Annotated in this window: 17 protein-coding genes; 13 read left to right on the forward strand and 4 right to left on the reverse strand. The window is 47.3% G+C overall.

Annotated features, from left to right (window positions below; translation table 11 throughout):
* Positions 1-230: 230 nt before the first annotated feature.
* The 5 genes from BJP58_RS07900 to BJP58_RS07920 all read left to right on the forward strand — a co-directional run bounded on the left by BJP58_RS07900 (position 231) and on the right by BJP58_RS07920 (position 3,343).
* Complete coding sequence (locus BJP58_RS07900; RefSeq protein ID WP_006211206.1) at positions 231-470, forward strand: hypothetical protein; 240 nt, start codon at positions 231-233, stop codon at positions 468-470.
* Positions 471-910: 440 nt separating this feature from the next.
* Positions 911-1,240 carry a PadR family transcriptional regulator gene (locus BJP58_RS07905; RefSeq protein WP_071220202.1) on the forward strand — a complete coding sequence of 110 codons (330 nt, stop codon included), beginning with the start codon at positions 911-913 and terminating at the stop codon, positions 1,238-1,240.
* Positions 1,233-1,793 carry a DUF1700 domain-containing protein gene (locus tag BJP58_RS07910; RefSeq protein WP_194543499.1) on the forward strand — a complete coding sequence of 187 codons (561 nt, stop codon included), beginning with the start codon at positions 1,233-1,235 and terminating at the stop codon, positions 1,791-1,793. The genes BJP58_RS07905 and BJP58_RS07910 overlap by 8 nt, the downstream gene beginning before the upstream one ends.
* Positions 1,790-2,638, forward strand: a complete 849-nt coding sequence (locus BJP58_RS07915) for a DUF4097 family beta strand repeat-containing protein (protein WP_194543500.1) — start codon at positions 1,790-1,792, stop codon at positions 2,636-2,638. The genes BJP58_RS07910 and BJP58_RS07915 overlap by 4 nt, the downstream gene beginning before the upstream one ends.
* A gap of 78 nt (positions 2,639-2,716) precedes the next feature.
* Positions 2,717-3,343, forward strand: a complete 627-nt coding sequence (locus tag BJP58_RS07920) for an FMN-dependent NADH-azoreductase (protein ID WP_194543501.1) — start codon at positions 2,717-2,719, stop codon at positions 3,341-3,343.
* A gap of 95 nt (positions 3,344-3,438) precedes the next feature.
* Here the strand turns inward: BJP58_RS07920 and BJP58_RS07925 are convergent, their stop codons facing one another.
* The gene (locus BJP58_RS07925; protein WP_071220198.1) at positions 3,439-3,744 is read right to left on the reverse strand and encodes a DUF2087 domain-containing protein; all 306 of its coding nucleotides are present in this window, start codon (positions 3,742-3,744) and stop codon (positions 3,439-3,441) included.
* A 217-nt stretch (positions 3,745-3,961) separates the two neighbouring features.
* On the opposite strand from BJP58_RS07925, the gene BJP58_RS07930 reads away from it, so the two are divergent.
* The 7 genes from BJP58_RS07930 to BJP58_RS07960 all read left to right on the forward strand — a co-directional run bounded on the left by BJP58_RS07930 (position 3,962) and on the right by BJP58_RS07960 (position 9,292).
* Positions 3,962-4,939, forward strand: coding sequence for a YpdA family putative bacillithiol disulfide reductase (locus BJP58_RS07930; protein WP_194543502.1), 978 nt, complete (start codon positions 3,962-3,964; stop codon positions 4,937-4,939).
* Between the two features lie 125 nt (positions 4,940-5,064).
* Positions 5,065-5,508 (forward strand): DUF441 domain-containing protein, encoded by a 444-nt coding sequence (locus BJP58_RS07935; protein WP_071220196.1) that lies wholly within the window; start codon positions 5,065-5,067, stop codon positions 5,506-5,508.
* A 199-nt stretch (positions 5,509-5,707) separates the two neighbouring features.
* The gene (locus BJP58_RS07940; RefSeq protein ID WP_194544867.1) at positions 5,708-6,634 is read left to right on the forward strand and encodes a decaprenyl-phosphate phosphoribosyltransferase; all 927 of its coding nucleotides are present in this window, start codon (positions 5,708-5,710) and stop codon (positions 6,632-6,634) included.
* A gap of 29 nt (positions 6,635-6,663) precedes the next feature.
* Complete coding sequence (locus tag BJP58_RS07945; RefSeq protein WP_194543503.1) at positions 6,664-7,296, forward strand: HAD family hydrolase; 633 nt, start codon at positions 6,664-6,666, stop codon at positions 7,294-7,296.
* Positions 7,284-7,625, forward strand: coding sequence for an EamA family transporter (locus BJP58_RS07950; RefSeq protein ID WP_194543504.1), 342 nt, complete (start codon positions 7,284-7,286; stop codon positions 7,623-7,625). Before BJP58_RS07945 ends, BJP58_RS07950 begins: the two co-directional genes overlap by 13 nt.
* Complete coding sequence (locus BJP58_RS07955; protein ID WP_194543505.1) at positions 7,615-7,935, forward strand: EamA family transporter; 321 nt, start codon at positions 7,615-7,617, stop codon at positions 7,933-7,935. Before BJP58_RS07950 ends, BJP58_RS07955 begins: the two co-directional genes overlap by 11 nt.
* Before the next feature lie 64 nt (positions 7,936-7,999).
* The gene (locus BJP58_RS07960) at positions 8,000-9,292 is read left to right on the forward strand and encodes a DUF6080 domain-containing protein (protein WP_194543506.1); all 1,293 of its coding nucleotides are present in this window, start codon (positions 8,000-8,002) and stop codon (positions 9,290-9,292) included.
* A 76-nt stretch (positions 9,293-9,368) separates the two neighbouring features.
* Here BJP58_RS07960 and BJP58_RS07965 read toward each other — a convergent pair whose 3' ends face one another.
* Positions 9,369-11,114, reverse strand: coding sequence for an ABC transporter ATP-binding protein (locus BJP58_RS07965; protein ID WP_269468913.1), 1,746 nt, complete (start codon positions 11,112-11,114; stop codon positions 9,369-9,371).
* A 249-nt stretch (positions 11,115-11,363) separates the two neighbouring features.
* Between BJP58_RS07965 and BJP58_RS07970 the strand changes: the two genes are divergently transcribed.
* Positions 11,364-11,876 (forward strand): ADP-heptose synthase, encoded by a 513-nt coding sequence (locus BJP58_RS07970; RefSeq protein WP_194543507.1) that lies wholly within the window; start codon positions 11,364-11,366, stop codon positions 11,874-11,876.
* 142 nt (positions 11,877-12,018) lie between these two features.
* On the opposite strand, the gene BJP58_RS07975 is transcribed toward BJP58_RS07970, so the two are convergent.
* Positions 12,019-12,468 carry an NUDIX domain-containing protein gene (locus BJP58_RS07975; RefSeq protein ID WP_113058703.1) on the reverse strand — a complete coding sequence of 150 codons (450 nt, stop codon included), beginning with the start codon at positions 12,466-12,468 and terminating at the stop codon, positions 12,019-12,021.
* A gap of 46 nt (positions 12,469-12,514) precedes the next feature.
* Positions 12,515-12,820 carry a HesB/YadR/YfhF family protein gene (locus tag BJP58_RS07980; protein ID WP_100537990.1) on the reverse strand — a complete coding sequence of 102 codons (306 nt, stop codon included), beginning with the start codon at positions 12,818-12,820 and terminating at the stop codon, positions 12,515-12,517.
* Between the last annotated feature and the right edge of the window lie 145 nt (positions 12,821-12,965).

Raw genomic sequence — 12,965 nt, forward strand, 5'->3', positions numbered from 1 at the left:
TGTGTCATATTTCCTATTTCCTATTTTTCGTGCGGGTTTGTTAGTCCCGAGGGACTATTTATATATTGATTATAGGGTAAATCCGGGTTTTTCGTCGGTAAAACAGCGTCGTTCACAAAAATGTCACGCTCTGAAAAATGATGCTGATTAATTCTATGAATTTAAGGTTATTTTAAGATTGGCAATTTATAATGCAAATATCATGAAAAATCTTTCGTGAGGTGATTGATATGAAAACACTTATCATGTTCCAAAATAAGCCGGTTCCCGTATACTTTACAACGGATAGCAAGCAGCCGGTACAGAAAGTATTAAAACTGCTAACCAGCGCGCTTGACCATAAAATTCAAACCGGCAAAAAGGCGCTGCAAAAATGCCTCAACTCCCTGATCAGCATTGAAATCGAGGGATCCGAGGCAATTCTTCACAGCAAAAGCGAAAACGACTCTCTTGCGCTATCTCTCTTTTAAAAAAGAGGGATAGCCCTTTTTTTGTTTAACTCCATTATAACCCGTAATGACGATCCTCGGCTATCTGCGCTCTCTGAATTCGGATTTGAAACAATTTCACGAGATTTCTCCGCGTTGTCATCTCCTGGCAACTGTCCAATTTTTTTAATATAAACCGATCGATGGACATACTGTTCATCCCTCCATTCTTATCTTGGAAAAACGACCCTATGTTCTGATAACTTCTATTAACCGTGCCTTTTCAAGATTAAACGAGACTTTCTTACGTTCAACAAAGCTTCTTATGATTCGACGATGTTCTGGTAATAACCCATTTTATAATCAGTACCTTGCATTAATCAGTACTTAGTGATATCTTATTGTAGAACCACTACTGAATATTAATCACTACCTCATGTTTACAGCATGAACATGGACTTATGAAAGGAGGTATTTGCCGTATGAATGTCAGTATTCAATTCAAAAAAGGCGTTCTTGAACTCTGCGTGCTTGTGTTAATCCATCGCAAGGACCAGTATGGCTACGAGTTGGCTCAAGCGGTATCGAGGCATATTGAGGTAGCCGAAGGGGCCTTGTACCCTCTCCTTCGCCGACTTGTTAATGAAGGCTATTGTACGACGTACCTCCAGGAATCGACCGAGGGTCCGCCCCGTAAATATTATAAGCTGACGCCCAGCGGAGTGATTTATATGAGAGCCTTGGTAAAGGAATGGCAAGCTTTTGTGGGCAATGTGACCAATCTGATAGAGGAAGGAAATTTGTATGACTAAAAAACAGTTTATTGCAATTTTGGAATCGCGTCTTGCCGCGCTTCCTCCCGACGAACGGCGGGAATTCATTCATGATGTGGCGTCCCATTTTGTCATTGGCATGCAGAATGGACGAACCGAAGAGGAAATCGCCCGTGAACTGGGAGATCCTTTTGAGATGGCTAAGGAAGCGTTAGGCGACCGGTATGTGGTTATGGATATGCCTGCTCCGGCAGCGATCCGAAGACCGTCTTCTTTTGGAAAATATGCAGTAGGAGTCGGTTTGTTCTTCTGTGCATTGGTGGCAGTCCCCTTCCTTGCGGCATTATGGTCCGGAGGCGTCGCTATTGCTCTGGGAGCCCTGGCAACCTTGCTGAGCCCGGTGCTCGTTCTGCTTGACTATATCGTAAACGGAACGTTTTATCCGGCCAAATTATTCTTATCTATCTCTTTGATCGGAATCGGCATCTTCCTCGGATATGCCACACGCTCAGCCATGGTTGGGTTGTTATCGTTAACCTTGAGGTACTCCAGATGGAATACGCGTTTATTGAAGGGACGTGACGCACAGTGAACAGAAAATGGTTGTTCAGTTTAGCAATCGCACTTATATTGGTAGGAATCGTCGGCATGGCTGCGAACAAGTTTAAATTCGGAGAAGATCTTGTCAGCTATCAGAATCGATGGGATCTGCAGGATGCCGAAAATTTGAAGAAATTAACGATTGCCAGCAATATTAATATCAGCTTCGCATTTGAGGACAGCGGCGATTCGAACGGATATATCGCGTTTGACGGCAAATTAAAACCGGAGCATGTCGATATTCTTAAAAACTTTAATCCATCAGGCTCTGAGGTGAAATTGGATCTGACTACTCCTTCCACTTTTCAGTTGATGAGTGTGGACTTTCGTTCACCGAAAGGAACACTGACCATCGTGCTTCCATCAACCACGCAACTGGACGAACTCGATTTGTCGACCATCTCCGATAATATCCAGGTAAGCGGAGCTTCCTCCAAGGTGGTTGACATCTCCGTGAAGTCAGGCAGCATTAACTTGAGCGGAATACAAGCCGAGCAGTTAAGCGTTGAGAACATTTCGGGAAGCATTCGCGGTTCTGACATTCGGGCATCCACCCGGCTCGTCAATCATTCGGGAAATGTCGTGCTGAAAAATATGGAAGGTCCCTTGGACATCGAGGTCACTTCCGGTAACGTAAACGCAGGATTGCTTGGCGTTTCATCGGTTAATATCCTGTGCAGATCCGGCAACGTGAAAGTACAGCCTGACCCGTCATTCCGCGGTTTCTATGACCTTAAGACACTGTCGGGATCCGTCTCGGCGCCGGAGTCATTGAAAGAAACAACCGATACCATCCAAGTGGAAACGTACTCCGGTAATATCGATATCGTACATTGAGACGTTGTTGACAAACAATAAAAATGAAATATACTATACTTTATAAAGTAAACCTAACAACAAGGAGTGTTTTCATACATGTCTAATGTACTATTCATCAAAGCAAACAACAGAGCCATCGAACAATCGGTAAGCGTAAAAATGTACCATGCGTTTTTGGAGTCCTTCAAAGCAAGCCATCCGGAAGACCACATCACGGAGCTTGACCTTTTTGCAGAGAATCTTCCTTATTATGATAGCACTGCCATCAACGGTATGTTTAAAGCTGCCCAAGGATTGGAAGCTACACCGGAAGAGCAGGCGGCTGCATCGAATGTGAGCAAATATCTAGACCAGTTTCTTGCTGCAGACAAAATCGTGCTTGCTTTCCCATTGTGGAACATGACCGTACCTGCCGTTCTTCATACCTATATCGACTACCTGAACCAAGCAGGCAAAACGTTCAAATATACCCCTCAAGGCGTTGTAGGTCTCGTGACTGGCAAAAAAGTCGTCATCCTGAATGCGCGCGGCGGCAACTATTCCGAAGGACCTATGGCTGCGGCTGAGATGGCTGTTAACTTCGTAATGGGCAATCTTCGTCAATGGGGCGTACAGGATATCGAAACCCTGATCATCGAAGGCCACAACCAATTCCCTAATGAAGCAGAAATGATCGTTCAGAACGGTCTTGAGCTCGTTAAAAAGGCTGCTGCCGGTTTCTAATCGAACTTATACGGAATAATGACACGGATCGTTATATACAATAGCCACCTTCAACTGCTTAGGCAGTGAAAGGTGGCTTTTTGTGATAATCCCATTTAAACCTTTTCCCATTGGGTCCATAACTCGCGCGGGTTACGTATATAGATTTCATGATCTCGGCTCATATATTGATGAATGATAAATTCCCGCCGAATGGTCGCATAATCGGCATAATAACGCTTGATAAACGCATTGATATCCTTTTCCGGATATTCCTTCCCCGCTTCAAGCTGCTCAACCAGGTATTCCAATATGACGAGTTTCTTCTTGTACTGGGCCGGAATGGAACGCAGCGTTCCGTCTTTCGCTATAAAATTCCGGAGAACGGTTGTTTTATAGGCTTCGCTAGCAGTCGTTTCCATCTTTTTTCTTCCTCCCTCCTAACAACAAGTTTCATAACCATCTAATTTAATGGTAATCTAATTAGATGGTAATCAAATTGATGGTGTTTGTCAAATCCTTTATGCTTGAAGTCAATTCAGCCAGGCTCCATACCGCCCAATCTGGATTTATCCTCTTATTTGCTGTAGGATTATAATGCTGATCTAAACGCAAGGCTAATACATAAGGAGGTTCACCATGCTCGACGTCTTAATTATCGGCGCAGGCCCATGCGGTCTCTCAGCTGCCATTGAATGCCGCAACCAGGGCCTCAGCTGCGAGATCATCGATAAACACAATGTAGTTCATTCCATTTATCTCTATCCAACACATATGCAGTTTTTCAGTACGGCCGAAATGCTTGAAATCGGAGATGTTCCGTTCGCCATATCGAATGATAAACCGTTTCGGCACGAGGCGCTGGCCTATTATCGCAGAGTTGCCAGACACTTTAATCTAAAAATCTCCCCATACGAAGAAGCACTCACCATAACCAAGCAGCCCGACGGGAGCTTCCAGGTGAAGACCCAGCGCCGCGGTGGTGTAGAGTCCATACGAGAAGCTAAACACGTAGTCATTGCTACGGGTTATTTTGATCATCCGAATTATATTGGCATTCCCGGAGAAGACTTGGAGAAAGTAACCCATTATTTCCGGGAAGCCCATCCATATGCAGGAATGAAAACCGCGATCATCGGCGGCAGTAATTCCGCCGTAGATGCTGCCATGGAGCTTATCCGTGTCGGAGCCGAGGTGACGATGGTATACCGGGGTGAGGAAGTTTCACAAAACATCAAACCTTGGGTACGTCCTCTGTTTGACAGCATGGTGCAAAAAGGTCATATCCAGCTTCACCTGAACTCGCGTGTCGTACAAATCGCGGAATCTTCCATTACCGTTCTATCGAATCAAGGCCAGGAAACAATCATTGAGAATGATTTTGTACTGGCCTTGACCGGATTCCGTCCTGACCGCAAGCTGCTTGCCTCCTCCGGCGTTGAACTGAATGAAGACATGGAGAAGCCGCTTTATAATCCGGATACGATGGAGACCAACGTTCCGGGACTCTATGTCGCAGGCGTCATTGCATCCGGCCGCAACGCCAATGAGGTGTTCATTGAGACAGGCAGATTACACGGTCGCCTGATTGCTGAGCATCTGGCTTCGGACGCTTAAACGATAAACGTCGTGCATTCCCTGAGGACAGGCCGGTTTTTTATGATGTTTTTCTTACGATATCAGGAAGGTATACGCTTCGTAGTCTAACTTTCTGATATCTTAAACATAAGGAGTGATTCCCCATGGACGTAACTTCACTCATCCTGCTGGCTATGGCGGGACTTGGTATTATTAGCAGCAATTCTGCCGTGACCATTGCGATGCTGGCATTGCTTCTCATCCGCGTAACCGGTTTTCAGCAAGCATTCCCATGGCTGGAGAAATACGGACTGACACTCGGCATTATCATTCTCACCATAGGTGTCATGTCACCGCTGGCCAGCGGAAAGATGAGTCTGCAAACGATCGGCGAATCATTCCTGAACTGGAAATCGCTATTGGCCATCGCCGTCGGCATGCTTGTCGCATACCTGGGCGGCCGGGGTGCCACGCTGATGGGTACCAATCCCACCGTGGTTGCGGGTCTTCTCGTTGGCACGGTGCTTGGGGTAGCCCTGTTCCGAGGCGTACCCGTCGGGCCGCTCATTGCGGCCGGTCTGCTGTCCCTGTTGATCGGCAAATCATGAGGAACCGAATGCAGCCTTCTCTTTTTACAATTAATAAGCAGAACAATAACCTCCCTGCCAACTCGTGAACGCTTGGGGAGGTTTATTTGTTCTATATGTAAGCTTCGCAACCAACGGATCATTACCATATATAGTCTATTTTATGGTATGATAGCTATCGTGTTTTAGCGCTATTTCTCGTAAATCCTTATGAAATATGATGTATCAGGAGGTAACACCATTGTCTTCAACGAATACCGAATCGGTCGCTGCTCCGCTTAAACAGCTTCCCATGCTGCTCTTCAGGCAGCTGAGGCCTAAGCAATGGACCAAAAACTTGCTCATATTTGCAGCTCCCCTCTTCTCCTTTGAAGGGGTAAATCCCGGCGTGCTATTCGACACCCTGATCGGTTTTTTTCTGTTGTCCTTCGTGTCCGGCTGTGTCTACATTGTGAACGATTATGCCGATCGCGAAGCGGATCGCAACCATCCGGTGAAAAAATACCGTCCCATGGCCTCGGGTGCATTGCCGCCTAAGCTGGCTATTGGATTCGGCGCGCTGCTGCTGATCGCTTCGCTGGTCATATCTTATTTGCTCAATCCGCTGTTTACCGTATTATTGGTGCTCTATTTTGCCATGAACGTAGCTTATTCCTTCCGGCTGAAGCATGTTGTCATCATTGACATCATGATTATCGCGGCCGGGTTTGTGCTGCGTGCCATCGCAGGCGGACTGGTCATCCACGTCCCGTTCACGCCATGGTTTCTTCTCTGTACGATGCTGTTATCGCTCTTCCTGGCGATTGGCAAGAGACGACATGAACTTCATCTGCTGCAGCATGACAAGGGCTCTCACCGCAAGGTGCTCGATCAATATTCGTTCGATCTGCTGGATCAGATGAGCAGCATTGTCACCACAGCAACCATCATCAGTTATTCGCTGTTTACCTTTACGTCCGGCAGAACCGTTCATCTTATGTGGACCATACCACTCGTTATCTACGGGATGTTCCGCTATCTTTATCTGATTCACATCGAGAAAAAAGGCGGGGCTCCGGACCGGGTGCTCCTGGAGGACGCTCACATCCTGGTCACCGTGATCCTTTATGTCATCAGCGTCATCGGAATTTTGGTATACTTTGAATAATACAGAATCGGTAAATTGAGGGAAATGATATGAATCAGAAATTCGCAATCTTTGACATCGACAAAACGGTCATCCATTCGGACTCCATGTTTCAATTTTTAAAGTATGGCATACGAAAAAAACCGTCCACGGCCCCCGTTATACTGAAAGTCCTGCTTCACTCCGTACTGTACAAGCTCCGTCTTCTGGGAGCTGAAAAAGCAAAGAGCGCTTATTTTCATGCGATGCGCCATATGGATGATGCCGACCTGAAACATTTTTACGAAACGGAATTGAAACCTGCGATCTTCCCGGCTGCGCTGGAGGAAATGCAGCGAAAAAAAAGCGAGGGCTATCATGTGCTCCTTGTAACGGCGTCCCCCGATGCTTACATGAGATACTTTGCAGAGCTTCCTTGTGTCGACACGGTGATCGCTACCAAGCTTTCCGTACGGGACGGACGCTTTACATCGATGATCGAAGGGAACAATTGTAAGGGGGAGGAAAAAGTGAACCGGATTCAGCAGTACTTGAACGAGCGGCAGCTGACCATTGACTATGCAGCTTCCTGCGCTTATTCCGACTCCTTGTCCGACCTCCCGATGTTCGGGCTCGTCAAACACAAGTATTTGATCAATCACAAATCCGCTCAGGGATGCGAGGGATTAACATGGAACAGATAAAAGCGCAGAGCTCCCCGCGCCATTTGGGCAAGCTGCTCATGGTCTTATCGGCATTCTTGACGGCTACCGGCCAGCTGTTCTGGAAATGGGGACACGCCAACTTGCTGTATATGGGAATCGGCTTTATCTGTTATGGCCTCGGAGCCATACTCATGATCAAATCGTTTTCAATGGAGAAGCTGTCCGTTGCTTATCCCCTAATGTGCATCAGCTATATTGTGGCTCTGTTTTATGGTGACTTTTTTCTGGATGAACCGTTAACCCTGCAAAAACTGGCAGCCGTCGCCCTGCTCGGAATCGGGGTGACATTAACGTCCTATGAAAAATGACGGGTTCCTATACTTGCTCCTGCTTCTGATGACTTTGCTTGGCTCGCTGGGGAGCGTATTCTTCAAGGGGTATACCGCAAACAAACAAATCAAGCTGCTGCTAGTCGGTTTTCTTAGTTACGGATTGGGAGCCTTGTTAAACATATACCTTCTGGGTGAGCTTCCCTATACGCTGGTTATGCCTGCCAACGCACTGACGTTCCTGTGGGCCTTGTTGTTTGCCAAATGGGTATTCAAGGAAACCATCGGGATCCGCAAGATCGCCGGCGTCGCTTTTATTATTTCCGGATTGCTTCTGCTGATCTGGTAAGCGAACGCAGCTTAAAGCCCCTTCACGGTACATATATAATGGAAAGATTGGTGGAGCGTAAAACATGACTTTTTTCAGTTATTTATTCCGACATAAAAAAGATAATTACACGGCGATCGGCCTAAGTATCTGTCTTGTCCTATGGTATGTTTTCATGAACCTTCCGTTCGTGACCTACATTAAGGATCATGCAGCCGAGTTGATGCCGCACAGCCCGTTCTATGGTGCGCCTTTCACATTGAATCTGTTCAACTTCGATCCTTCCATGGAATATGGACCGGAGAATATCTCGATCATCCATCCATTCATTAATTTCCTGACCAGTCCGTTAACGACGATGATCGGGAGTGCGAACCTCCCTTATCTTCTGATTCAATCGGTATTGAATGCCTTAAGCGCTGCGCTGGTCTACTATATCGTCCGAAGAAGCGGAGCCGGCTGGTTGTTGTCCTTCGTAACTGCGGCTTTCTTCGGTATCAGCTCGTATACGCTGTTCACGGCGTTCATACCGGATTCCTATGCTTATGCGCAGTTCATGATCATCTTATCAGCCGCCTACTTACACTATTGCCGGCTTACGAATCGATATGCCGTCATGCCGAATGCTTCCCTGGCCCTGATTAATTTCGGCATCACCTCTACGAATGTGGCAACGTTCGCAGGTGCGCTCCTGATCAGTCTGTTCGATCGACGCTGGAAGGATGCCTTTAAACGCTTCATCCTCATTATGCTGGCTTTTCTGGGGATGGTGATTATCGTAACCCTGCTTCAACACTTGCTGTTCTCAGGTAAGTCCTGGATCGCCAACGTGTTTTCAAGCGTTCAAAACGGTGCGCTCAGCTATGTTTCTCCTTTTTCATTCGAGCACCATTCCCGGGTCTTCTACATGCTGTTTGTAAGCCCGATCCTGTCGCCGGAGCTTGCCATGATTGATCCGGGGATCGCGGCATTCGTGACGAATTTGGCCAAGCCGTATCCGATTCATGTCCATATCGTCGGGATCGGAATGCTTATTCTTGCGATTCTGTCCTTCATGAAAGGCATCCGCTCCCGCGACACCTGGGCATTTGCCATCTATATCCTGTTCGCGATTCTGCTGCACATCATCGTTGGGTTCGGTTTGGCCACTTATGCTTACGATCTGTACTTGTACGCAGGACATTATCTGTTTGCCGTGTTTGTGCTTGCAGCGCTGTTTATTGCCAAAACGAAGAATTTCCGGATTCAACAAGCTCTGACCGGCATCATGATTCTGTTCCTGTTGATCACCTTAGTGAACAATATGGTATTACACGGGCAGACGCTAGAATATATTCAGATGACCTATGATACGGTATTCAAGAATATCGAGAAATAAGCCTTTACCCTAAAATAAAGACCCGTTCCCTGAAGCATGGCCCAACACCATGCCTCAGAAGGACGGGTCTTTCGTATTAACTCTCTAGATGCTGCACGTTATATAGTCTGGCATAACTTCCATCCAGGTTCATCAGCTCGCCGTGCGTTCCCTGCTCTGTAATTCTGCCATTCTCCAGCACAACGATTTGATCGGCGTGCGTAATCGTTGACAGGCGATGGGCCACGATCAATGTGGTGCGGTTGTTGGACAGGGATTGCAGCGCCTGCTGTATCAGATGCTCGGACTCCAAGTCCAGCGCCGACGTCGCTTCATCCAGCACCAGAATGTCCGGATCCTTGAGGAAGACACGAGCGATCGCTAATCTCTGCTTCTGTCCGCCAGAGAGCTTGACGCCGCGTTCACCCACTTCCGTCTCATAGCCTTGCGGCAGCTGGGTAATGAAATCATGCGCATTGGCAGCTTTGGCAGCGGCGACGATTCTCTCTTCATCCGCCTCCGGATTGCCGAACAGAATATTCTCACGGACAGTGCCGCTGAATAGGAAGTTGTCCTGCAGGACCATGCCCACCGATCCGCGCAGGCTGTCCAGCGTCAGATCCCTGACGTCGTGACCGTTAATCTTCACCGCGCCCTGCTGTACATCGTAGAATCTCGGAATCAGTCCGATCAGAGACGATTTACCGCCGCCGCTCATGCCGACAAACGCAACCGTCTGCCCCTGCCGAATGGTTAAGTTTATATCTTGAAGCACCCAACCGGCAGCGTCGTTGTATTTGAAGGAGACACGGTCGAATTCGATCTGTCCCGCTGTTTTAAGCGTTTTGGCATCCGGACGGTCCACAATGTCATACGGCTCGTCCATGAGCTCCTTGACCCGCTCCAGCGACGCTGAAGCCTGCGTTAGCACCGTTGACGAATTGATCAGACGGCGAAGGGGCGCATACAGCCTGTCGAGGTAACCAAAGAAGGCAACAAACGTACCTAATGTCAGATCTCCCTGGATCACCCGGTATCCCCCATAACCGATAACCAGAATAGGCGCAATATCGGTGAGCGTGTTGATAATGGAAAAGGTGAGCGCATTCCAGCGGGTCTGGGCCATCGCTTTTTTCAGGAAATTGCCGTTGATCCCTTCGAATTTCTTCTGGTCGTAACGCTCCAGGGTAAAACTGCGGATAACCGAGATCCCCTGAATCCGTTCATGCAGATACGCTTGGATGCCGGCGAGAGCCTGCGACCGGTCCTTAGTCAGACGTTTAAGCCGCTTATACAACAAATTCACCGCTAGTCCATATAGAGGAAGAATCGAGATGGCAACCAGCGTCAATACGGGATTCATGAAGAACATGACAATTAACACGAACAGCAGTGTAAACATATCCAGCCAGATGTTCATCATACCGACTTCCACCAGGTTCTTGGATTGTTCCACATCATTGATAAAACGTGATATCGCCTCGCCTACCTTGGTATTCTGATAGTAACGGAGGGATAACCGCTGCAGATGGGCATATAACCGGTTACGCATATCGAATAAAATACGGCTGGTAATGAATTGGGCAAAATACTGCCGCAAGTATTCCACCGGACCACGCACCACGACAAACAGCACCAGTGTCCCGGCAAGAATCCACATCAGATCCTGAATTTTCTGTTCGATCGTCATCTGCTGGTTGATCAGCAAATCATCCACGACATATTTCATGATCATGGGCAGTAATAACGGAATTGCAAATTTGATCATGCCAATAATAAGGGTCAGAATGATCCACTTCATGTATGGCTTAACAAACGGATAATAGATTTTCCATGATTTCAATGGTGATCAAAGCCCCTTTCTTTAGATTATAGAATTTACGAGTTTTCTGCGAAGCTGAATCCATTCAATAATCGCAAGAAAAGCACCTTTAACCCGCGGTCTGTCTTCTGCGAAAGTAAGTCGATGGACGTTATTGTTAAGTAGGATCCACGCGCTTGTTAGGCGAAGAGCAGTTGACATTTATGAACTTCAATGCTTTATTAGTTCTAAACTTATGAATTGTATCATGTCTTGCAGGAGGATTTAGTCATGACCAGAATTTTCGTGACGGAGGCCGTCATGCTGGCTATTTACGGTCAGCTGTTAGTACCACCGAAACCCGTCGAGTATATCATTCCGTACACAACCATTTTGGAATTATATGAGCTTCATACCACCGAAGAGCATCTCATGAATAGCAGTGCTGATGACCAGCACGTCAAGATAAAGATCGGCGAATTGATTTCCTATTTTGAAGAGCCGCTGAACAAAAAGAAAATTGAGCGTGCCCTGCAGGTTCCCTGGTCCAAGAGCCCTACCATTCCCGTTAGTGAAACTACTCGGGTCTCGGTCATGAACACCATGGACACCGCACCTTATGGGGAATCCTTTGATCCTGTTGAAACTGAGCTGCTGCTGGCATCCCAAAGAACCGAGGCTCCCATACTGACTGATCAATACGAATTGATTCAGCGTATCGTCGAAAGCGCTCTTCCCGTTCAGGTATATGATATCGACGATTTTGACTTTGCATTGGAGGTCCCGCTGTCCGGGCAGCCCTAATGATCATATGTGCACACCTTCGCATGGCAAAAGGAGTCCCTTCCCCCCGGTTTGAATGGGGCAGGGACTCCTCATGTTGACCGAAAAAAATTCCCCATGCGGGGAATTTAAAGCGTATAAAACTGCCACCACTAACTAAGCCTCAGCTGTTCTTTTTAATCTTGTCCAGCAAGCGGACCGTGATCGCATCCATTGCGGGCAATGCTTGAAAATCAAAATATTTAAGAGATACTTCCGTATTAGGGGACAAATGAATGGCACTGTGCAGACCGGTTGCCTCATACACACCTATCACATAATACACTTCATCTCCACCAATTTGCTTCTTCATATACTCCGGACCAGATACAAGATCCAAGAGTCGCATATCATCCGCTGTCAGGCCGCTCTCCTCCCACAGCTCTCTGGACGCTGTGTCTTCAAGAGCTTCGCCGGGCTTCAGGGTTCCGATTGGAAGTCCCCACTCGTCCTTGTTCTGCCGTTTCAGGAGCAGAATCTCTCCATTATCGTTCAGCACAAGCACCGCCGCTTTCACACGAACCACCGAACGTTTGCCGATGTATTGGCGAATATCACGGTGATATACGCTCATCTTGGGAACCTCCTTTCCCTAGATGGCGCTGCAGTCTCTCATCAGGTTAATTCACTGCGCCCTCTTCTTCATAAATATACGAAATGTCATCCAAGGATTCCTCATATTTCACGCGTAGCGTATATCCCTTCAAATACCACAGATCCTGTTCTTCCATAAAGAATGTTACCTCTTCGGAACGCTCCGTGAGTCCCGCTTCTCTTGGTTCTTCTACCGAAATACCGAGCGAAAAGCCGGGATGGAGGCCTCCGCCTGAGCTATATCGTGGAAAGAAGCGAACGAACGTGCCTGCCTGAAGGTCTAGTTCCTTCTTGTACCATCGTGCCGCCTGATCGCTGACTTGAATTTGCATGTGTCGTACACCCTCCTTAGACGTCATAATATGTTGACCCCTATCTATTAGCAGACCGGAGATCTTAGGGACGGTATCCATATTTAGTTGCAATATTATCATAACGCATACGTACGTTAGGATACAAATCATTTTGATAATAAAA

The organism is Paenibacillus sp. JZ16, from assembly GCF_015326965.1.
In the GTDB taxonomy this organism is placed as follows: domain Bacteria; phylum Bacillota; class Bacilli; order Paenibacillales; family Paenibacillaceae; genus Paenibacillus_AQ.

Bases quoted from the DNA above. Each gene is read 5' to 3' on its own strand.
- BJP58_RS07925 (WP_071220198.1), bottom strand. From the start codon at position 3,744: ATGGAAACGACTGCTAGCGAAGCCTATAAAACAACCGTTCTCCGGAAT.
- BJP58_RS07940 (WP_194544867.1), top strand. From the start codon at position 5,708: ATGTATCAGGAGGTAACACCATTGTCTTCAACGAATACCGAATCGGTC.
- BJP58_RS07960 (WP_194543506.1), top strand. From the start codon at position 8,000: ATGACTTTTTTCAGTTATTTATTCCGACATAAAAAAGATAATTACACG.
- BJP58_RS07930 (WP_194543502.1), top strand. From the start codon at position 3,962: ATGCTCGACGTCTTAATTATCGGCGCAGGCCCATGCGGTCTCTCAGCT.
- BJP58_RS07975 (WP_113058703.1), bottom strand. From the start codon at position 12,468: ATGAGCGTATATCACCGTGATATTCGCCAATACATCGGCAAACGTTCG.
- BJP58_RS07905 (WP_071220202.1), top strand. From the start codon at position 911: ATGAATGTCAGTATTCAATTCAAAAAAGGCGTTCTTGAACTCTGCGTG.
- BJP58_RS07935 (WP_071220196.1), top strand. From the start codon at position 5,065: ATGGACGTAACTTCACTCATCCTGCTGGCTATGGCGGGACTTGGTATT.
- BJP58_RS07970 (WP_194543507.1), top strand. From the start codon at position 11,364: ATGACCAGAATTTTCGTGACGGAGGCCGTCATGCTGGCTATTTACGGT.
- BJP58_RS07945 (WP_194543503.1), top strand. From the start codon at position 6,664: ATGAATCAGAAATTCGCAATCTTTGACATCGACAAAACGGTCATCCAT.
- BJP58_RS07920 (WP_194543501.1), top strand. From the start codon at position 2,717: ATGTCTAATGTACTATTCATCAAAGCAAACAACAGAGCCATCGAACAA.
- BJP58_RS07910 (WP_194543499.1), top strand. From the start codon at position 1,233: ATGACTAAAAAACAGTTTATTGCAATTTTGGAATCGCGTCTTGCCGCG.
- BJP58_RS07955 (WP_194543505.1), top strand. From the start codon at position 7,615: ATGAAAAATGACGGGTTCCTATACTTGCTCCTGCTTCTGATGACTTTG.
- BJP58_RS07980 (WP_100537990.1), bottom strand. From the start codon at position 12,820: ATGCAAATTCAAGTCAGCGATCAGGCGGCACGATGGTACAAGAAGGAA.
- BJP58_RS07900 (WP_006211206.1), top strand. From the start codon at position 231: ATGAAAACACTTATCATGTTCCAAAATAAGCCGGTTCCCGTATACTTT.
- BJP58_RS07950 (WP_194543504.1), top strand. From the start codon at position 7,284: ATGGAACAGATAAAAGCGCAGAGCTCCCCGCGCCATTTGGGCAAGCTG.